Origin of the sequence: Hoylesella oralis ATCC 33269, from assembly GCF_000185145.2 — a bacterium.
GTDB classification, from domain to species: Bacteria; Bacteroidota; Bacteroidia; order Bacteroidales; family Bacteroidaceae; genus Prevotella; species Prevotella phocaeensis.
Window position 1 is genome coordinate 84,703 of record NZ_GL833119.1, and the last position, 22,015, is coordinate 106,717.

Sequence of the window (22,015 nt, forward strand, 5' to 3'; positions counted from 1 at the left end):
TAATATTTAAATATTATCACATTTTTCTAAGAAAATGACTATTTTAACGAAAAGAAAGCACATTTCGCCGTTTTTTAACTCTTTTAACCTACCTTTTATCCAAGCATGTGCTCTATTTCTTGTTGGCGAAGTATACACAGGATATTCTTTCCATCCGGACTATAATTGGCATTGGAACAAGCAAACAGACTATTAATCAGGTTTTCCATCTCTTCATTATTCAATACCTGTCCTTGAGGAATGGCTGCATTGCGTGCAAGACTCAGTGCCATAGACTTATCGATCTCATCGATTACACCCGTTCCATTATCCTTAATAGACGTTACCATATCCATAACTAAATTAACGATATTCACTCCTTCGGTACCTGCAGGAACGGCATTAATGGCATAGTCGCCATTTCCGAGATCGGAAAGTTCAAAACCTATCGCCGTCATCTCGGGCATAATTTTCTGAAGAATTATATTGTCGGAGGGCGAAAAGCTGACGATTTCGGGAAACAGCACCTTCTGCGAAGACGCTACTTTATCATGTAATCGGTACAAATATTGTTCGTATAAAACGCGCACATGAGCCCTGTGCTGGTCGATGATCATCAATCCGGATTTCACGGCCGTCATAATATACCGCCCTTTATATTGATAATGTGAGGGCGACTTATCTGTAATAATACTCTCCGTCCCTTTTTCTGTGTCCGTTTCGAACATATCAATCTGCCGATTGTTCCCCTGTTCAAGCCCCTCATACAACTGTTCCCAATCGGAATTTGCTTTCGAAGACTGCGACTGTTTATCAAACGGATTATACGCAGGATTATATTGTACTTTGGGAACTGCCGCGTTCGAATGCGAATCGAACACAGGAATATCGGGGCTCCCCTGCATGTCAAAATCTATAGAAGGCACATCGTTAAACAATCCTACGGCTTCTCTAACGGCCGCCGACAATATCTGCCAAATAGCTTGTTCGTTCTCAAACTTGATTTCGGTCTTAGTTGGATGTATATTCACATCAATATCTTCGGGCGGAAGATCGAAATACAAAAAATAAGGAACCTGCTCTCCAACAGGGATCAAACGCTCGAAAGCTCCCAATACGGCCTTATTGAAATAGGGATGTTTCATATACCTACCGTTCACAAAGAAATATTGTCGGGGTTCTTTCTTTCTTGCAGACTCCGGTTTCCCCACAAATCCTTGTATATTACACATGGTAGTATGCACCTCTACCGGCAGCAAGTCTTGGTTTAACCGCTTACCGAAAACATCGATAATCCGTTGTCTCAATCCGCCTGCCTTTAGGTTAAACAATTCTGAACCGTTGCTTTTCAGCACGAAAGAGATATCGGGATACACCAATGCAATACGCTCGAACGACGTGATGATATTATTCAATTCCGTAGTATTCGACTTCAGGAATTTCCTTCGAGCAGGTACATTGAAGAATAAATTCTCTATTATAAAATTGCTACCCTCCGGACATGAGCAAGGTTCTTGCCCCATAAACTTCGAACCGGATATAGATAAACGGGTGCCAATATCTTCACCTTTCAGACGTGTCCTTAACTCTATCTGCGCCACGGCGGCAATAGAAGCGAGCGCCTCTCCACGAAATCCCATCGTATGAAGGGCAAACAAATCGGCAGCTTTCCTAATTTTAGACGTGGCATGCCGTTCGAACGAAAGGCGCGCATCGGTCTCCGACATGCCGTTCCCGTCATCGATAACCTGAACAGATGTCTTTCCGGCGTCAACAACCAGCACCATAATATTGCGTGCACCGGCATCCACAGCATTCTCCACAAGCTCTTTTATCACACTTGCAGGACGTTGTATCACCTCACCGGCTGCAATCTGATTGGCAACGGTGTCCGGTAAAAGTTGTATAATATCGCTCATAATTTGTTATACATTATATAATAAGCAAACATACATAGCCCGAATATCATAATTAAAACGGCTATATACGAGGCACATCCCATACCCCTATTCCGATTACATGCCCGGTCTGTTCGCCGCAAAGAGCCGAACGTTCGCGATGAAGAATATTTTTCTTTCTCCTCACCACCGTCCGTAAGTCCGAGTCCCTGCCTTGCCGTTTTCTCTATCTGCCGGAGCCGTTCCTGCCGTTCGTCCACATAAATGAATTTATGATGGAAACCGCGGGGCTTACGATTATGGAAGAACATCATGATCCGTCCCCTTCCGGTGCATTACCAAAATGCTGTAGCGGAGCAGCATGCCGCTTAATGGTCTTCAACTTGTCCTCTTCACGCTTGCCGCGCCATACGAATATATCGTCTTTACTTACCGGACGAAGGTTATCGAACCAAGCAAATTCGGAGAGTTTGTATTTGTTTGGCGGGATTTGCGTCATCGGATATGTTACGCTGACATGCTTGGGAACCCAAACCTTTTCTAACTTTCTGTCTTTCGAAAGGTATGTTCGCATCGTATCTGTCTCCGTATAATTGAGCCCGATCATCGAACTATCCTTGTCGTCTGTGGGGTAATATATCACCTTCACATTGCCTACAGACTCGGTATAGCGTAGGGCTCCGTCCACAAAATAGGCATGCATCACCTTCGAGGATATCTGGTTATAGTGATCTTCTTCGTCAACTTTTTCAATCGAAAGTGCCTGCCCCAGCACATGGGCCTCGCGTACAGTACTGTCGTTCATATACACTTTAATTTGTTCACCCAGCAACTGTCTGTTATCATTCCACACGATAGGATCTTTATACATCGTAAGGCAAGAGTCTTTCGTAGAGAAAATAAGAGAATCGCACACGGCCTGCACATCTGTTCTATACGCGCGAACCTTATTATATGCATGCACCATACGGTAAACAGAATCCGTATTGATATTAAACGTAAAGAGTTTCAATGTGTCTGCATGCATATATAAAGTATCCTTTTGCGAATAGTCTTTCACCAATGCATTCTTGGTAGCATAGCCCTTACCGGTCTTTTCATTGTATTTCAAGATATCGGCTATCAGCGAGTTTTTATTTTCTTTATCCGTATAGATCACGTTTCCAAACCCCTGACTTTCACCTGTTTTCCGGTCATAATATAGGCTGTCGCCCGTTATCGTCTTATTTTTATCGGTCAATACCGACCGCCCGAAGAGCTGTGCCTTATCGCTGTTGCTGTCGAAGTAGCCGTCTTGCGTATCGATAACGCTTCCGTCATCGGTCGTTATTTTAGAGGGACCGGTGACATGGGCCTGCGACTTTCTTGTATCATAATAAAGCGTATCGGTGGTTACAAGTCGTTTTTCGCTGCGTAGTCTTACGTTAAAATAGAATTTGGCCTGCCGTGTTTGCGTATTATATTCCCCCCAATCGGATACCAGCCTGTCTTTGCCATCCACCAATGTACCTCCTTCAAAGAAATAAGCATTGCTATATAACCGGTCATAATTTAGGCTGTCGGTATACAAAGTCTGCTGTCTATGCTTCAATACCACGTGTTCTCGGGCATCCATCATTTGCTGCTGTCCGTCGTAGAAAGCCCTTTCGCATCTTAAAGACAGCGTGTCTCCCTGTGTAAAATATACATGACCGAAGGCTTTTACGGAATTAGATTGCTGATAAAAATAGGCACTGTCGCAAGTAAGATAGGCACCCCGATGCCGAAATCTCACATGCCCTTTCACGATCTGTGCATCGGGATTATTGCCAAACATATCGTATTTCAACCCATCCGAGTGTATCATGTACACCCTATCGTCTTGCTTTACTGCACGTTGTTGCTTACGTTGTGCCATCACGGGCAGCAATAAACATAGCCCAAACAGGCATAGAATCGCATTTACAGAGATTCTATGCCCGCCGAATATCTTGTTTATATCGTGCAATTTTATCATTTCACCCATCCTTGATATTCGTATTTACCGTTCTTGTAACGGTCTTTCATACGAATGTAAGTATGTTTGATCTTGTCTACAACCCAATCATGAAGCAGCTTCTCACGTTCCTTTGCTACGACTACATTCTTCATCACCTGATAATCATCGGTCAAAGTAGCACGATGACCTTCTATTCTATTCTTCAATTTAACGATAGCACAAACGGTTTTCCCCTTATCGTTTTTCATCTCAAAGGCCGGCGATATGTCTCCTACTTTCATCGTCTCGACCACACGGGCAACCTCTGTAGGCAGGTCTTTCATCTGGAATTTGGAAGTCAGCGTTTGGTTTTCCATATCCTTGAATGCCATCAAACCGTGATTATTCTTCGTATCTTTGTCGTCTGAAATGAAAGTAGCAGCCTCTTCGAAAGTCATCTTATCGGCGCGAATATCATCAGCTATCGAATCAAGACGTGCCTTTGTTTTCCCTATTTCCTCGGCAGATACCACCGGTTTCAGCAAGATATGGCGCACATTCACCTTATCGCCACGCTTATCGATCAGCTGTATAATGTGATATCCAAACTCGGTCTCTACGATTTTGGATATCTTCTTAGGATCGGTCAAGTTAAAGGCTACGCTCGCAAAAGCCGGATCGAGCATTCCACGACCGGTATAACCAAGCTCGCCACCCTGCCGAGCTGTGCCCGGATCTTCGGAGTAGAGTCTTGCCAAGGTGGCAAAGGTAGTCTCGCCTTTCATCACACGATCCGTAAATCCACGTAACTCATCCTTCACACGATTGACCTCTTCTTGAGTGATCTTCGGTTGTTTTGTTATGATTTCAACCTCAACTTCAGTGGGCACAAAGGGTATACTGTCTTCCGGAAGGTTCCTGAAATAGTTCCGCACATCGGCAGGTGTAACCTTCACGTCTTTTACAAGTTCCTGTCGCATTTTCTGCACCAACTGCGTATTCTTGTACTCATCGTGCATCTGTTGTCTCATCTGTGCGATAGTTTGATTACGCCACTCCTCTAATTTCTCACGCGATCCGGCCATCTGAATCCAACGGTTTATTTGCTGATCCAAGCCGGAAGAAATCTCCGTTTCGGACACTTCAATAGAATCGATCTCTGCCTGATGCAGGAATAGTTTCTGCACAGCAATCTGTTCCGGAATAATATAATCGGGATCACCCGACCACTTTACTCCTTCTGCTTCTGCCTGTAATCGCATGGCTTCCACATCCGATTTCAATATAGGTTCATCTCCTACCACCCATATCACTTCATCTATAGTGCTGTTTTCTGGGATGACAGGCTGCGTATTCAGAGTGTCTTTAGCGTTATTTTCTCCGTGTATACCAAACTTATTTGCCTTGGCCGACACACTTGCCAATATCGACAAACAAGCCAATCCCATACATATTTTATTTCTGATCTTCATTTTATTTTGTTATGGATTTCTAATCTATAAACTTTATCATCAAGTCATTCGTGCTTATTAACGGTAGCGAGAACCTCTTTAACGATTACAACAGGATATTTCTTCCTAAGTTTTTCGAGCCATAGCTTCTCAAGTTCTTCCTGATAATCGGATAAAACTAAGCCCCTGACATCATTGTAATCTTTAGGCGTTTTTAGCTTTTCACCGTACACAGCAGTATAGGGATAGCCTTTCACCTCGGCAACAACCGTATCTTTCTTGAACACCTCTCTGTCTACTAAAGCATTGTCACCTATTTTAAATACACCCTTTTCAACTCTTATCCGTAATATACTGTCGTTATTGAAAGCCTTCCGAAGCTGTTCCGCCCATTTATCGAAGGGGATATTCTTTATGCATTCTTTTACCGCCTTTATATCCGAAGCCTCCTTGGTATAGTATGCAATGCCCTTAAAACGAGGTGTATCCCATTTATATCTCTTTTTATGCTTCTTAAAATAGCTCTCTATGCCGGCTTCATCCTTGGCTGCCTTGTCCCACACCTCCCGATTACTGATCTCGTAGAGTAACAATCCGTCGTGATATTCACGGATAAGATTTCGCAATCCGGCATCTTTCGACTCCATCTCTATACGTTTTTCGGCCAATACATCATCAGGACTCTTACCGTTTCCTGCCGCTTTAGCCAACGAATCGAGCCTATGATTAATGATTTCATCGCGCAATCCACGCTGGTCGATAAACTTCAGTATGTCTGCACGCAGCGAGTCATAAGGGAAGAATTTACCCTTATCTTTCAGTATTACGATATGGTATCCCGCCGGCGTCAGGAAAGGTTTGCTCAATTCCCCCTTCTTCATAGAGAATATTTTCTCATCAAACTCTTTCAACGTCTGGCCCTTCTCTATCCAAGGCAATTCACCTCCGTTACGCGCAGAAGCTACATCTGAAGAATATTTCTTGGCCAACTCGGCGAAATCGCCATCCTTTTTCAGTATGTTATAGATAGAATCTACACGCTGTTTGGCTGCATCCTGTTCTGCCTGAGAAGCCTTCTGAGGTATTCCGATCAGGATATGTGCGGGTTTTACAAGTCCGCCCATGCTGTCTACACGGTGCTGCGCTTGAGAATAGATACGCCATGCTTCGGCCTCGACATCGGCATTTGTGATCATTGCAGGGCGAATTTGCTGGTCTCTATAAGTAGCAAATTCCTGTTTGAACGACGATAATGTATCGAGATGAGCTGCCTCTGCCGCCATCACCTTCAACTTGTAATTGACGAAAAGGTCTACATATTCGTCCACACTTTTCTTGTCTATTACTCCTTCTGCATTGTTTTTATTGTATGAATATTCAAACTCCGAGCGTGTTACAGGCTGCCCCCCGATAGTCATAATCGTGGGATCGACCTGTGCGTGAACCACACCTGCAAAAAGAAGCATGGCTGCAAAAAGCATCTTAGATTTCATTTCATTTTAATTGTCAATCGTCGAAAAGAAAAGATGAAAGCAGTAACAAACATGCCGGCACCTATTCATTCGACCGTTATTATTCCGGTCGCGAGTAGTTAGGAGCCTCGCTCGTAATCGTAATATCGTGCGGATGACTTTCAAGCACACCTGCATTAGTAATGCGAGTGAACTTGGCTTCATGCAATTTATCTATGGTCCCTGCACCACAATAGCCCATTCCGGAGCGCAAACCGCCGGTAAGTTGATAGACAACTTCCTGCACCGTGCCCTTATAAGGCACACGTCCGGCAATACCTTCCGGTACAAGTTTCTTCACATCACTGGTATCGCTCTGGAAGTACCGATCCTTGCTACCGTTCTTTTGTTCCATGGCTTCCAGCGAACCCATGCCGCGATAGGTCTTAAATTTACGACCGTTAAAGATGATAGTCTCGCCGGGACTCTCTTCTGTTCCTGCCACCAAAGAGCCAATCATCACACAGCTACCGCCGGCAGCCAGCGCTTTAACGACATCGCCAGAATAACGTAACCCGCCATCAGCTATCAACGGAACGCCCGTTCCCTTTAGTGCACTGTACACATCGTATACGGCCGACAGCTGCGGAACGCCCACTCCGGCTACCACTCGCGTAGTGCAAATAGAGCCCGGCCCTATGCCTACCTTTACTGCATCGGCCCCATTCTCCACCAAGAGCTTAGCTGCATCGCCGGTAGCCACGTTTCCAACGATAATATCCACATTGGAGAAAGCTGCTTTGGCCTGCACCAATTTCTCGATAACAGCCTTGGAATGGCCATGAGCCGTATCTATCACAATGGCATCGGCCCCTGCCTCGACCAACGCTTTGATACGTTCGAGCGTATCGGCCGTTACGCCTACACCGGCTGCAACGCGCAGGCGCCCTTTCTCATCCTTGCAGGCCATGGGCTTATCTTTGGCTTTCGTTATATCTTTATAGGTTATCAAGCCCACGAGACGGTTATTACCATCTACCACGGGCAGCTTCTCTATCTTGTTTTTCTGCAATATTTGAGCGGCGGCAATCAGGTCGGTTTGCTGATGCGTAGTAACCAAATTCTCGCGCGTCATCACATCATCGATCTTCTTATCAAGGCGACGTTCAAAGCGCAGATCGCGATTTGTCACAATTCCTACGAGATGGTTATCTTCGTCTACCACGGGAATACCGCCGATATGATAGTCGCTCATTATACCGAGAGCGTCTTTTACGGTGCTTCCGCGGCGTATTGTCACGGGATCGTAGATCATTCCGTTCTCGGCACGTTTAACGATTGCCACCTGTCGAGCCTGCTCCTCTATCGACATATTCTTATGAATAACGCCGATACCTCCCTCGCGCGCGATAGCAATAGCCATGGAAGACTCGGTAACGGTATCCATTGCAGCCGTTACGAACGGTACGTTCAAATCGATATGGCGCGAGAACTTGGTTTTCAACTCTACCGTTTTCGGCAGCACATCTGAATAAGCCGGGATTAATAGGACGTCGTCGAAGGTAAGACCGTCCATAACAATTTTATCTGCAACAAATGATGACATGATGGTTATTTTAAATTTATTGCATGCAAATTTAGCAATAAAAATCCACATACATCTTATATGCCGTTCAAGAAAGCTCCCGAATTAATTCTATTTAACGGTATTTCCGCCCGCCCCGGCACGGTGCTTTCGGCGGATTTTCCATCCCGTTAAAAGGCACCAAACAATGCCCAAGCCGACAACAAAGATATAGAACACACCACCCATACCCAAGAAAGTGTAAATCCGACCGGTATGTATCTCCAAACAAACACTGCGAAGCGACATAGGAAGTCTGCCCATCCACTGCGGCATACGTGGCGATGCAGTACCGGTACGGTAGTTTGCTACGCAATCGCCCCCTGCCAAATCGTCGCTGAAACCGGCAATGGCATTTGCACTGACCGGCACCCCTGTCACCGCTTGAGGTGCGGTGCCGGTCATACAGTCCAACACTTTACCGGTAGTACGGCTCCATAAATAAAGCCCACTGAACGAACCCAATAGCCACGCACCATCATCGTACTGCTTTTGTACCGTAAGTCCCATCACACTTACAGGGGGCTCTATGCCTATTCTACGGGGTTCCGCATCGAGAGTTTTCATACTATAGAAACCCTCCGAAGTGTATAGCAGCCAGTCGCCCGCCACCTTATCGTAGCGCAGAGAGCGCAATTTGTCGTACCACGCATTACTGCTATTCATCGTAGAAAGCGGTATGGCGGGAATACGCCCCTGCACAATGAGTAACATGGCAGGCGGACGCAAAAGCCACCCCGTAACACTAAGAAGAACAGTGAGTACGATAGTGGTACGCCCAATGGCATTGTGCCACCTGAAGAACCAGCGCATTGTACCTCCATCACGATGCTTGGTTACTCGTGGCAGCAACCAATATACTGCTCCGGTGATACACAAAAAAAGTAAAACCAGTGCAATTGCATCTATTATAAGTTTGCCTGCGAGACCGAAGAGCTCGCCGCTATGCAGCCACCATACGGTACGAAACAACGATACTTTGCCGTCGCTATCGGGCGATGCTGCCGGTTCAACAGAATTAAAACGTATATATGGCGGGCGAGAAAGATATACTCGTGAACGTCCGGTCACCACCAAAGTGTCGCCTCTCGTAGAAATATCGCTCAAACGTTCGCCATCCGTTAACGGCACGGGCAACACATGCCAAGCCTTATCGGTACCATACGCATAAAGATGATATGTACCTGCAGCAAACAAATGCCCGTCGGACATCAATGCCATGCCGCGTATATTTCGATTATCCGTACCGGTCGGCATGCCTGTATTAAAATCTTTGCATGCCTTTGCCATAGTATCCGTGAGCCATACACCGTTGTTTCCGTAGATCAACACATGGCCCTGCCACCTGATAGTACCACGCAGCAATCCGCCATTCCAGTTCTTATATTCGTAACTTTTGGGCAATATGCCGCGGCTGACATCTACGTGCGAGAACCACGAAGGATGGTTCAATACGATACCCGACAGGCAAAACATCACGATAAAAAAGCAAAATATCAGTCCGAAAACCTGATGATGTTTGCTCCAAGTCTTCTTTTTCAATTCACAAACAGCCTTTAACTGCGCAAAGATAAGTATTTCCTTGCACTGCTGCAATACCGACATATCAGTATTTCTCAAAAGCTCCGGCAACGACAGAGTGCCCGTTTATGCTGTACGAATCATAGGGATAAGCCGTGCAGACCATACATATATGGCACATAGGCACGGCATATACGCATAACACCTCGGCAATAACATACATCTGCCATTGCCGAGGCGTTCAAGCAATTGGTGCATGCAATACACACGCAACCAACTGCTTTGGGGAATATTTCAAAGTTAATTGGCTTGTTCAGAGAGGAACTTGATGCGCACGAGGCGTATTTCGTCTTCGGAATAATCGTTGCCTAATTCATCTAAAGCCACCTTAATACGGTCGGTTTCACTCTCTCTGAAATATTCGTAAATCTCGTCTACGTGATCTTCATCCATCACCTCTTCAAGGAAATAGTCTATATTTAGCTTGGTACCGCTATAGACTATTGCCTCTACCTCGTCTAAAAGTTCATCGAAATCGAGCCCTTGAGCACTGGCAATATCATCTAATGCAATCTGCCGGTCTATACTCTGGATGATTTTCACCTTCAGCATACTCTTCTTGGCCACTGTGCGCACCCGCAGTTCTTCGGGCCTTTCGATATCGTTCTCTTCACAATGACGCTTAATCAATGCCAAGAATTCATCGCCGTAACGTTTGGCCTTTCCGGCGCCTACGCCCTGTATTTGCTGCAATTCGGCAGGGGTTACGGGGTACATGGTTGCCATCTGTTCCAAAGAAATGTCCTGAAAGATGACATAGGGCGGCAATCCTTGCTTCTTAGCTACCCTCTTTCGTAGGTCTTTCAGCATGGAATATAGCTCCGGATCCAATACGGAACCGGTCGCCTCTCCTACATCTTCTTCCTCTTCTTCGTTGAAAACGGTGTCTTCGACAATCATAAAAGAGTGCGGATGTTTAAGGTATCGCTTGCCTGCCTGCGTAATCTTCAGCAAACCGTAGTTCTCCACATCTTTTATAATATAACCGGCTATGAGCGCTTGCCGTATCACAGGATTCCAGATTTTCGGATCTTCGTCTTCGCCGGAACCGAACTCTTCTAACTGATCATGCTTGTGGGATACAATATCATCGGTAGACCTTCCTTTCACAAAATCGACAATGTAATTCTGACGGAAGTTCTCTTTAACGGCGATAATCGCACTGAGTACAATCGTTAAAGCATCTTTCGCCTCGCGTTTCTCCTTGGGATGAAGGCAGTTATCACAATTGTGACAGTTGTCTTTCGTGTACTCCTCGCCGAAATAGTGGAGCAGCATTTTGCGCCTACATACGGAAGATTCGGCGTATGCAGCTGTCTCTTGCAGTAGCTGTCTGCCTATATCTTGTTCGGCAACAGGCTTTCCTTCCATGAATTTCTCGAGCTTTTGCAAGTCTTTCTGAGCATAGAAAGCGATACAGATACCCTCTCCACCGTCACGACCTGCACGACCTGTTTCTTGATAATAGCCTTCTAAGCTCTTTGGAATATCGTAATGGATCACAAATCTTACATCGGGTTTATCGATACCCATACCGAATGCGATTGTTGCTACAATCACATCGATGCGTTCCATTAGGAAATCATCCTGCGTTTGCGAACGGGTTGCCGAATCGAGACCGGCATGATAAGGCGCCGCTTTTATCTCGTTAGCCAACAAAATTGCAGCAAGTTCCTCCACTTTTTTACGCGACAAGCAATAGATTATGCCGCTCTTACAAGGATGTTGCTTAATGAATTTGATGACTTGACGGTCGATATCGTTCGATTTCTGCCTTACTTCGTAGTACAAATTCGGCCGGTTAAAGGAGCTTTTAAACTCTTTTGCTTCAGTTATACATAGGCTTTTTTTTATGTCGGTACGCACTTTATCGGTGGCAGTAGCCGTAAGCGCGATAACTGGAGCATTGCCTATCTTGTTGATAGTGGGACGAATATTACGATATTCCGGACGGAAGTCGTGCCCCCACTCCGAGATACAATGAGCTTCATCGATAGCATAGAAAGAAATATTCACACCTCTCAGGAACTCTACATTCTCTTCCTTATTCAACGATTCGGGGGCCACGTAAAGGAGTTTGGTACGTCCATTACGCACATCATCCATCACTTGCTGTATCGCAGCTTTGTTCAACGACGAATTGAGATAATGTGCAACTCCTTCTTCTTCACTCATTCCGTTGACTACATCTACCTGATTTTTCATCAATGCAATCAAAGGAGAGATTACAATGGCCGTACCTTCCATAATTAGAGATGGCAACTGATAACATAAACTCTTGCCTCCACCGGTAGGCATTAGCACAAAAGTGTCTTTACCTGCAAGGAGATTACGGATTATAGCTTCTTGGTCGCCTTTGAATTTATCGAAGCCGAAGTAATGTTTTAGTTTTTCTATAAGATTAACTTCCTTCACCATAGTGTTCTGATAGACCGTCGGATCAGGCTGGAAGGTATTGCCTATGCTCCTTACATCCCGTTCCGACGACTGATAGATTATTGTTGTAACGACCTTTTAAGCCGACTCTAATTTAGTTAGATGAGCCTTGTCGAGCTCTTCCTGTGTGTATTCACGCGTCACCTCAAAGTTCTTTAAGCGCTTTGAAGGTATCTCAAACATGGCATCCATCATTATTGATTCTACAATAGACCGCAGCCCACGTGCCCCGAGTTCGTACTCGACAGCCTTATCGACGATATAGTCTAAAGCCTCTTCCGTAAACGACAATTTAATGCCATCCATCTCGAAAAGCTTGACATATTGCTTGACTATAGAGTTTTTAGGCTCCACAAGAATACGCCGCAAGGCCTCTCTATCGAGGGGATTCAGATAAGTAAGCACCGGTAACCGGCCTATAATCTCAGGAATTAACCCAAAAGATTTCAGATCCTGCGGTAGGATATACTTCATTAGGTCGCCCTTGTCTATCTTTCTTACATTCTGAACAGAATTGTAACCCACCACATGCGTATTCAATCGTTGGGCAATCTTGCGCTCTATACCATCGAAGGCACCGCCGCAAATAAATAGGATATTCTTCGTATCTACGTGGATGTAATCCTGATCAGGATGCTTACGTCCGCCCTTAGGCGGCACATTCACCATCGTTCCTTCAAGCAACTTCAGCAATCCCTGCTGCACTCCTTCGCCGCTAACATCACGTGTAATCGAAGGATTATCGCTCTTACGGGCAATCTTGTCTATCTCGTCGATAAAAACAATACCACGTTCTGCAGCTGCTACATTATAATCGGCAACCTGCAACAAGCGCGACAGAATGCTCTCGACATCCTCGCCTACGTAACCTGCCTCGGTAAAAACAGTTGCATCGACAATCGTGAAAGGCACATCGAGCAGTCGGGCTATCGTACGTGCCAACAAGGTTTTCCCCGTTCCGGTACTACCCACCATGATAATGTTGCTCTTTTCTATCTCTACTCCATTTTCATCCTTGGGCTGCTGCAAACGCTTATAATGGTTGTAAACAGATACCGAAAGGTAACGTTTCGCCTCATCCTGTCCGATGACATACTGGTCGAGATATGCCTTAATGTCCTTGGGCTTCGGTACTTTCTTCAGTTTGAAAGACTCATCATCGCCTTTCTTACCGTTTCCGGCAGCATCGAGTACGCCCGACGAAAGAACGATCTGATAAGCCTGCTGTACACAGTCTTCACAGATAAACCCGCTAAGTCCCGTTATCAACAACCTTACCTCGTTCTCGCTTCTGCCACAGAAGCTGCATATTTTCTTTGGCATTTCTATTTCTTTCGTGTAAGTACAGCATCGATCATCCCATACTCTTTCGCCTCTTCAGCCGTCATCCAATAGTTACGGTCGGCGTCCTGCCACACCTTTTCATAAGGAGTATGCGAATGATTGGCAATGATCGTATAGAGTTCTTTCTTGAATTTCTGTATTTCCTTGGCTTCTATTTCGATATCGGAAGCCTGCCCCTGCACGCCTCCGAGCGGCTGGTGTATCATCACGCGACTATGCGTAAGTGCATTACGCTTGCCATCCGTGCCCGCTACAAGCAGCACTGCAGCCATAGAAGCAGCCATGCCGGTACAGATAGTTGCCACATCTGACGAAATAAACTGCATCGTATCGTAAATTCCGAGACCTGCCGTAACGCTTCCGCCCGGACTGTTGATATAGATAGAAATATCCTTTCCGCTGTCTGCGCTGTCGAGATATAGCAACTGCGCCTGCAGCGTGTTGGCAGTATAGTCGTCGATCTCCGTACCGAGAAATATGATACGGTCCATCATCAGACGCGAGAAAACATCCATCTGCGTAACATTCAACTGGCGTTCCTCAAGAATATAAGGGTTCAGATACTGTGCTTGAGACTTAATAACATCATCAAGTACCATACCATTCATGCCCAAATGTTTGGTAGCATACTTTCTAAATTCGCTGTTCATTTTATCCTTTCTATTATTAAATGTAAAAGAGGTTGCCCACCTTTCTATATACTTAATAACACAAAGTTAATAAAAAAGTCGACAACCTCTTATATAAAAAGAAGTTTTTTTCGTAAAAAACGTTATTTAAGAATGCTTCACAAAGTGTAAAACTTTGCTTTGCCTACTTATTTTCCATCATCTTGTTGAAGTCGTCCATCGAGATTTCTTTCTCGTTCAACTTCACGATTTCTTTCAACGAGGCAATAAGTTTGATATCCACGGCACGGTCCACGAAACCGTCTACATTCTCGCGTTTCTTCAAGAGTTCGGTTACATAATTGTCCACATATTCATCGGGTACGTTGTTCATACCATACTGCGCGAACTGCACACGTGCCGTTTCTCTTGCTGCGTTCTTAATGTCTTTATCGTCTACCTTAATATTATGAGCGGCCACAAGCTGCTCCTTAATCAGGTGCCAAGTAAGCTGTTTGATGCTTTCGGGATAATTCTTGTCTACGAATTCCTGCCCTTTATCCTTGTTATTATTCAGCATTACGCGTTTCAGCAAGGCATCCGGATAGGTCAGTTTCCCCACTTTCTTCTCACAATAGTCGCGAACATCCTGCAAGAACTTATAACCGCTGTCGACAGTAAGCTGTGCCTTTAGCCCTTCAACTATCTTTGCACGGAATTCGGCCTCACTCTTTACTGCACCTTTACCGAATACATTGTCGAAGAGTTCCTGATCTACATCGTGCTTTTTATAATGACTGATTTCCGTTATCTGATAGCTGAAATTGCCTTCATAGTCTTTCACGTGATCGCGGTCTATCTTCAATAACGAAGCTATTTCCGTATCGCTCTCCGGATAGGCCTTGCGGGGATTGAACGTAATGATATCTCCCAACTTCGCTCCATCGAACAGTTTTTTCTGTTTATCTACCTTAATATAATTAGGCATCAGTACCGCTCCTTCGACCGTGAGCCCCCCTTCTTTGGTATTACCCTTTGCATCGAGTTCGCGAAGATCGCCCTTCAGCATGTCGTTGTCGACGTATTTTTCGGTCTTTTCATAGCTGCCCATGCGCGATGCGAACATATCTACCTGATGGTCTATGAGCTTATCGTCTATCGTAATGTTATAGTAATCGATCTTATTCTTGCCATTCAACTCAATATGGAATTCCGGTGCAACGGCAATATCGAATACGAATGTATAGGGTGCATCTTTCTCAAGGTCTTGCGGTTGCTGCTTTTCAGAGGGCAAAGGCTCGCCAAGCATCTGAATTTTATTATCCTGTACGTACTTGTAAATCTGCTCTCCGACGAATTTATTGATGGCATCCATCTTTACCGAAGTACCGAACTGGCGCTTGATGAGTCCCATGGGAACTTGCCCGGGGCGGAAACCCGGCACGTTTGCTTTCTTGCGATAATCCTTCAATGTCTTCTCGACATTCTCTTTGTAATCGGCTTCTTCGACGGTAATGGTCATCAAACCATTCACTTTGTCGGGGTTTTCAAATGAAATCTTCATCTCTGATATCTTTGTTATATGATTTATTTATTTTTTTCGAACCGAGTTGCAAAATTACTCATAATTGGCGTAAATACCTAACATAATATGTAAAATTTTGTTTTCAACGGGTATTGCAACATGCGAAAACAACACCTACGTTTACTTCGGAAAAACAGCATAAACAGTTTGTAGCAAAGGGGCGACCTACATAAAACATATACGTAGCAACGACAAGCAATATGCCTAAGCCTGTTACATGCACCATCTATCGCAATCAGAGGGCATATCTACCGCAGAAAAGCCATGCATGCAGCCGCAACAGTGGTTCTATTTACCCTCGTCAGACTCGCGGGCACGGCGTTCTTCATCTATGAGTTGGAAATCTTTCTTGCGCAACACGAAGCTGTTGCTAAGGTACTTTTCGCGCACTATTTTATTGGAAGCCAGCTCGTCGGGATTACCTTGAAAGAGTATCTTTCCCTCGAACAGCAGGTATGCACGGTCGGTAATGGTCAACGTTTCCTGCACGTTATGGTCGGTAATCAGAATGCCTATATTCCGGTACTTCAGCTTCCACACTATGTGCTGTATATCTTCTACGGCGATAGGATCGACACCTGCGAACGGTTCATCGAGCATAATAAACTTCGGATCGATAGCTAAACAACGGGCAATCTCGGTTCTTCGTCGCTCTCCACCCGACAACTGATCGCCCTTGTTTTTACGAACTTTGTTCAAACGGAACTCGCCTATCAGGCTTTCCAGCTTGTCTTCGCGCTCCTGCCGGTTCAGTTTGGTCATTTCAAGTACCGCCATTATGTTATCTTCTACGCTCATCTTGCGGAACACGCTGGCCTCTTGAGGCAGATAACCTATACCTGCCCGCGCACGTTTATACACAGGATAGTTGGTAATATCCGTATTATTCAGGTATATATGTCCGGCATTCGGAACTATCAAACCGGTGGTCATATAGAAAGAGGTGGTCTTTCCGGCACCGTTAGGGCCAAGCAATCCCACAATTTCTCCTTGCTTTACGTTAATCGAAACATCGTTTACAACGGTACGCTTTCCATACTTTTTCACCAATCCTTCGGTACGGAGCACCATTCCTCCTTCCCTATTACCTTCCTGCATATTACTTTTATCTTCCATATTCAGTCGTTACTTCCATTACAAAGATAGTACGAACCGAGCGTAATCAAGATTGCTTGAAATTACCGAGGTGCAGCCTATCTTATGCAAAGGTAGTGTAAAAATATGGAAAAGGTTGAATTGTTTAGAACTATTAAGGGTTTTTCTACGGAAAAGAAAAGGAAGACAAATAAAAAGCAAGGCATCGTTACGGCCGTTTGCTCTTATTTGTCTTCCCGATATAAATACCGAGGTTTCGTTTTATGCGCCACCTCGGTACTCGTTATTCATACATACTGTTTAGAAATTGGCTACGCCCTGCTTGTCCCACCATACGCGGGTACCGCCGATATCGCCCTTAAACTTAGTACTTGTATTCTCCTGATTGAGGAGTTCTATACCCTTCTGCATCTCGGCATTGTTGGTATTGATCTCTACTGTAGAGTAGATTAAGCGGCGTATCTGCTCATCGGTATCGATGGTACCGTCACTCTTATTCACCCTATTGGGGAACAGTTTAGGATAGCCGGTACGGCGATAATCCGCCCATGCCTCGGTAGAGAGTGGGAAGTTGGCAATCCATTTTTGAATGATAATGCGCTGCAATTTCTCTTCATTACTTGCACTATTGTCCCATTTCACGCTCACGGTATTCTGGGCATTGATGTTGTTTGCCGAATTTGCAGGATCGACATAATTCGCCTGCGTGGTTGTACCGTTGATGTAAGCCGTAATCTGTGCGTCTGTGATAGACGTTACCGAAGAGTAAGCTTTCTTATATTTAAGCTCGTTCTGTATGGAAACTTTGATGCCTTCTTCGTAAAGATCTTTGGCTGTTCCGCCCATACTCCAGCCACGCAATGCCCCTTCAGCACGCAAGAAGTAGGCCTCTGCCACCTTCATAACGGGCAACGGGGTGGCATAAGAGCACACAACGCCGGAATAACTTGTCCACGCATTGGGCTTATTAGGCAATTCACAACCGCCGCGTATACCCAGATATTGGGCGCCTTTTGCCACAACTGTTGCTCCATTTACCTGCACATCGCCGGTATTCTTGGTCATATAAAGACCGATACGCGGATCGTTGAAGCCTTCCATAATGGTAACCAAATTGGCATTCATGCCGCAATCGCCCCACTCGAACATGCGGGTTAACTCGTTACTGATGCCGTGGTCGATCAGGATATCACGGTCTGCCGATGTCAACACACCACCCTGAACAGCCTCTTCGGCCTTCTGTTTAGCCAAGGTAGGATTGGCCTTTACGATGCGCATGGCATAACGCAGTTTGAACTGGTTGGCCACTTTTATCCACAAAGTCTTATCGCCATTGCACCAATAATCGAATGCCTGCATCTGCTCTGCCGTAGACGTACCGCTCTTGAAACCGGCTATCGCATCGTCTAAGAGCTTGAAAATAGAGTTGTAGATGTCTTCCTGCTTGTCGTAGGCAAACGATACACCGTTGCTTTCTATTACAGAACTGTAGGCTATAGGGCCGTAAGCATCCGTCGCACATGCGGTTGCATAAGCCTGAACCACACGCATTACGGCCGCAAAATCGGTAATGCCTCTCTCGTCGCAAGCCTTGATAAGGCGGCTGGTATTATTGAATAAGTGCAGATAATAGTTCTCGTACATACCCCCACAGAAGCCTCTGTTCAACTTATAGTCTGCGTTTCCGTTGCCTCCGAAGTTATGGGGAGTCATGAAATAGCCACCGAAAAGGTCGATACTCAGGTTGGTCCAGAACTGAAACATGTTCTGATGAGGAGCATAGACATAAGTCATGGGCTCGATAAACTGAGCTGCAAACGGCATATTGTTCGGATCTACCTCGTATTTATTGGTATTCAACGTCTCGAAGTTATCCGTACAACCGGTCAGTGCTGTACCGCTCATCGCCATCAAAGCGGCAGCCGACGCATAGGATATTATTTTCTTGATATTCATAGGATCATCAAATTTTAGAAGTTAAGCTTTAAGTTAAGACCGATACTGCGCGAAGACGGCAATGTAAACATGTCTACACCCTGCCATCCGTTGCCCGTACCAAGAGATACATCCGGATCCATCGGCGCGTCTTTATAGAAGAAGAATAGGTTACGCGCGATAAGCGAAGCGGTGAGATTCTTACCGAATCCGAAGAGATTGCGGAACGTATATCCGAGAGAAAGCTCGCGCATACGAACGTTAGTTGCCTTGTATATATACATTTCGTTGGCATACTGCGAGTTGAAGTTGGTGGCTCCGACAGTCTGATAGAACTTCTGCGGATCGAATGTCGTACCGTCCAAGTTCACACTTCCGGCATCGCGAGCCGCGCCGGAACGTTCGGATACGCCCCATCCATCGAGAGTTGCCTCTGTCATAGAGAGCACCTTGCCACCGAACTTACCGTCGATAAGGAACGATAATGCAAAGTCTTTGTAGGTTAAAGTATTGCTCCAGCCCATGTTTACCTTAGCAATCATGTTACCAACATACTTCAGATCGGCGAGATTATCGCCACCTAAGACCGGTGCACCGTTATCCACGATGGGCTTTCCGTTGCTGTCACGCTTGATCTGACGTACATATAGGTCGCCATACTGTCCGCCTTTTTTCAGGATAAACTTAGCTCCACCGTAGTCGGCAAGCGTAAGTCCGTCGTTCAAACCTTCAACCAAATCCTTGATTTTGTTCTTGTTGTAAGCGAAGTTGTATCTTGTTGTCCAAGCAAAATCGTTGCTGAACTGCTGATGCCATGAAAGACTGAACTCAACACCTTGGTTCTCTACGTTACCCGCATTGACATAACGCCGACGTAGACCTGTCTCCCAAGGAGCCTCGATGTCGAAGAACTGGTTCTTGGTGTTAGTCTTATAGTAAGTAATGTTAGCCTCTAAGCGGTTATCAAAGAACATACCTTCGATACCGAGCTCAAGAGAATGCGTCTTCTCCGGCTTCAGTGTGCGGAACGGAGCCTTGTCAGGAGGCGTTAAAGAGCCACCGTCTTTCAACGTATATCTAAGGTTACTCATGAACACAGGCACATCGTTACCCACGATAGAGTAAGAAGCACGGAGTTTCAACATATTCACATCCTTGCCCAAATTGATAAACTTATCGAGCAAGATACTTGTTCCGAACGATGGATAGAAGAACGACACGCTCTCTGTAAATGCCAAAGAAGACGACCAGTCGTTACGTGCAGTCACGTCAAAGAACAATCCGTCTTTGTAACCGAACTGTGCCGTAGCAAATATAGAGTTCAAACGTTTGTCTTTACGAGAGAATGTTGTCGACAAACGATAGTAGTTCGCCGGCGAGAAGATGTTGGGATAGTAGGCATTACCGGATGGTTTTCCGTCTATAACCTCGTATTTCGAGTCGCCCCATCCTATAACTTCGTTACCTTCGCCCTTAGTTTTGGTGAAGCTGGCTCCGGCCGTTACCGAGAATGCATACAAATCTTCCCACGTATGATTGTAAGAAGCAAGCAAATCGCCATAGAACTGTTCGCTGAAAATACGACTATCTTTCATCGTACCCAAGAGGTTTCTACCGCCGGTACTCGATGCATACTCGTTATACACCCAGCGTTCGTCGCCGCGTTCATAACGCAGCCTGCCGGTAACAGAAAGCCCGTCCATGATATCATATCTGATGCTTCCGCCGAAATCATAACGGTCACGATCTGAAATCGGAGCTTGCCTGTTGACCATCCAATATGGGTTAGAAAACTGCTCTTGCTTTACGTTTGTCCAACGTTGAATATTGGTATTCAGCGACGAATCGTAACCTTCGAAGTTGCTCTTGTAGTCATCCCAGTTCTCTCCACGGGGGAAGAGATAAGCACCGGTAAGCGGGTTATTGATGAAACCCGATGCTGCTTGGTTCTTTACATGTTGCTTGTTATAGCCTGCACTCACGTCTATATGCACGCGTTCGAGCACATTGAAGCCCACCTTGGCCAACAGATTATGACTCTTATAATTATTCTCCGGCGTAATACCGTTAGACATTACATTGGCATAAGAGAAATAAGAAGAAATCTTATCGTTACCGCCTGCTACCGATATAGAGTTGTTTGTAGTGAAACCGGTACGGAAGAATTTCTTGGCATAATTAGGAGCCGAGCTGCTTAACTTGCTGCCCCAGCTGAAAGTACCGCTGTCGCTAACACCGTAATTCGACTGGAATTTAGGTAACGTAAGGGCACTCTCGGCGGTGGTGTTGCTCGATACGTTGATGGCAACCTTACCGGATTGCGCCGATTTAGTGGTAATCATGATGGCACCGTTGGCTGCCACGGCGCCATAGAGAGCCGCTGCAGAAGCACCTTTCAGAAGAGTTATCTGCGCAATATCGTCGGGATTGATGGCCGAGAGGGCATCTCCGCCGTCGCGCTGTCCGCCATAATTGCTGTTTACCTGATTGTCGGAGATATTCATCATCAAAGGCACACCGTCTACAACCACCAAGGGTTGATTGCTTCCGCTGATAGACTTGCTGCCACGGAACAATATCTTAGATGCACCACCTGCACCGGTAGAGTTGGGCGTAATGCTCAAACCGGCACTCTTGCCCTGCAGAGAGTTAATCATATTGATATTCTTAATCTCGTTTACATCTTTACCCCCTACGGTTTGGGCAGAATAAGCAAGCGACTTAGATTCGCGTTTGATACCCATAGCCGTTACCACAACCTCGCTCAGAAGTTCGGAGTCGTCTTTCAGCACAAAGTTAATAGCCTTACCGTTCCACACAGCCTCTGCCGATTTGAAGCCAATAAACGATACCTGAATTACATCGCCGTTTTTAACGCCGGGCAGAGAGAAGTTTCCTTCCGTATTCGACGTGGTACCGCGCTGCGTGCCTTTAACGACCACAGACACGCCGGCCAAAGGTTCTCCGTGGCTATCTGTAACCACACCTTTACAAACATTGTTCTCCTGCGTGGCCTGCATATTAACTGCAGAAGTGCCCACAGCGAGCGCCGGACATGCAGAAAATGCCGA

General features: G+C 45.6%; 14 protein-coding genes. All 14 read right to left on the minus strand.

Going from position 1 to position 22,015, the window contains the following annotated elements:
* Positions 1–95 precede the first annotated feature (95 nt).
* Entirely contained in the window at positions 96–1,898 is a 1,803-nt protein-coding gene (mutL, locus tag HMPREF0663_RS03130) for a DNA mismatch repair endonuclease MutL (protein ID WP_004368707.1), read from the minus strand.
* Positions 1,895–2,191: a hypothetical protein gene (locus tag HMPREF0663_RS03135; RefSeq protein WP_004368708.1), complete on the minus strand. Its 297-nt coding sequence runs from the start codon at positions 2,189–2,191 to the stop codon at positions 1,895–1,897. Before HMPREF0663_RS03135 ends, mutL begins: the two co-directional genes overlap by 4 nt.
* On the minus strand, positions 2,188–3,882 hold the full coding sequence (locus HMPREF0663_RS03140) for an OstA-like protein (protein WP_004368709.1): 1,695 nt from the start codon (positions 3,880–3,882) through the stop codon (positions 2,188–2,190). The genes HMPREF0663_RS03135 and HMPREF0663_RS03140 overlap by 4 nt, the downstream gene beginning before the upstream one ends.
* Positions 3,870–5,306, minus strand: coding sequence for a peptidylprolyl isomerase (locus tag HMPREF0663_RS03145; RefSeq protein WP_004368710.1), 1,437 nt, complete (start codon positions 5,304–5,306; stop codon positions 3,870–3,872). Before HMPREF0663_RS03145 ends, HMPREF0663_RS03140 begins: the two co-directional genes overlap by 13 nt.
* A 44-nt stretch (positions 5,307–5,350) precedes the next feature.
* A complete protein-coding gene (locus tag HMPREF0663_RS03150; RefSeq protein WP_004368711.1) occupies positions 5,351–6,778 on the minus strand; it encodes a peptidylprolyl isomerase in 1,428 nt (475 codons plus the stop codon).
* A gap of 79 nt (positions 6,779–6,857) precedes the next feature.
* On the minus strand, positions 6,858–8,342 hold the full coding sequence (guaB, locus tag HMPREF0663_RS03155) for an IMP dehydrogenase (protein ID WP_023983825.1): 1,485 nt from the start codon (positions 8,340–8,342) through the stop codon (positions 6,858–6,860).
* A 90-nt stretch (positions 8,343–8,432) separates the two neighbouring features.
* On the minus strand, positions 8,433–9,902 hold the full coding sequence (locus HMPREF0663_RS03160; RefSeq protein ID WP_036859468.1) for a PepSY-associated TM helix domain-containing protein: 1,470 nt from the start codon (positions 9,900–9,902) through the stop codon (positions 8,433–8,435).
* Between the two features lie 279 nt (positions 9,903–10,181).
* Positions 10,182–12,359: a DNA helicase RecQ gene (gene recQ / locus HMPREF0663_RS03165; RefSeq protein ID WP_004368715.1), complete on the minus strand. Its 2,178-nt coding sequence runs from the start codon at positions 12,357–12,359 to the stop codon at positions 10,182–10,184.
* 96 nt (positions 12,360–12,455) lie between these two features.
* The gene (gene clpX / locus HMPREF0663_RS03170; protein ID WP_004368716.1) at positions 12,456–13,700 is read right to left on the minus strand and encodes an ATP-dependent Clp protease ATP-binding subunit ClpX; all 1,245 of its coding nucleotides are present in this window, start codon (positions 13,698–13,700) and stop codon (positions 12,456–12,458) included.
* Positions 13,701–13,702: 2 nt separating this feature from the next.
* Positions 13,703–14,371 carry an ATP-dependent Clp endopeptidase proteolytic subunit ClpP gene (clpP, locus tag HMPREF0663_RS03175; RefSeq protein ID WP_004368717.1) on the minus strand — a complete coding sequence of 223 codons (669 nt, stop codon included), beginning with the start codon at positions 14,369–14,371 and terminating at the stop codon, positions 13,703–13,705.
* A gap of 163 nt (positions 14,372–14,534) precedes the next feature.
* The gene (gene tig / locus HMPREF0663_RS03180; RefSeq protein ID WP_004368718.1) at positions 14,535–15,893 is read right to left on the minus strand and encodes a trigger factor; all 1,359 of its coding nucleotides are present in this window, start codon (positions 15,891–15,893) and stop codon (positions 14,535–14,537) included.
* A gap of 309 nt (positions 15,894–16,202) precedes the next feature.
* Positions 16,203–17,030 carry an LPS export ABC transporter ATP-binding protein gene (gene lptB / locus HMPREF0663_RS03185; RefSeq protein ID WP_004368720.1) on the minus strand — a complete coding sequence of 276 codons (828 nt, stop codon included), beginning with the start codon at positions 17,028–17,030 and terminating at the stop codon, positions 16,203–16,205.
* Between the two features lie 279 nt (positions 17,031–17,309).
* Positions 17,310–18,965 carry a SusD/RagB family nutrient-binding outer membrane lipoprotein gene (locus HMPREF0663_RS03190; RefSeq protein ID WP_004368721.1) on the minus strand — a complete coding sequence of 552 codons (1,656 nt, stop codon included), beginning with the start codon at positions 18,963–18,965 and terminating at the stop codon, positions 17,310–17,312.
* A 14-nt stretch (positions 18,966–18,979) separates the two neighbouring features.
* A complete protein-coding gene (locus HMPREF0663_RS03195; protein WP_231375172.1) occupies positions 18,980–21,964 on the minus strand; it encodes a SusC/RagA family TonB-linked outer membrane protein in 2,985 nt (994 codons plus the stop codon).
* Positions 21,965–22,015: the final 51 nt, after the last annotated feature.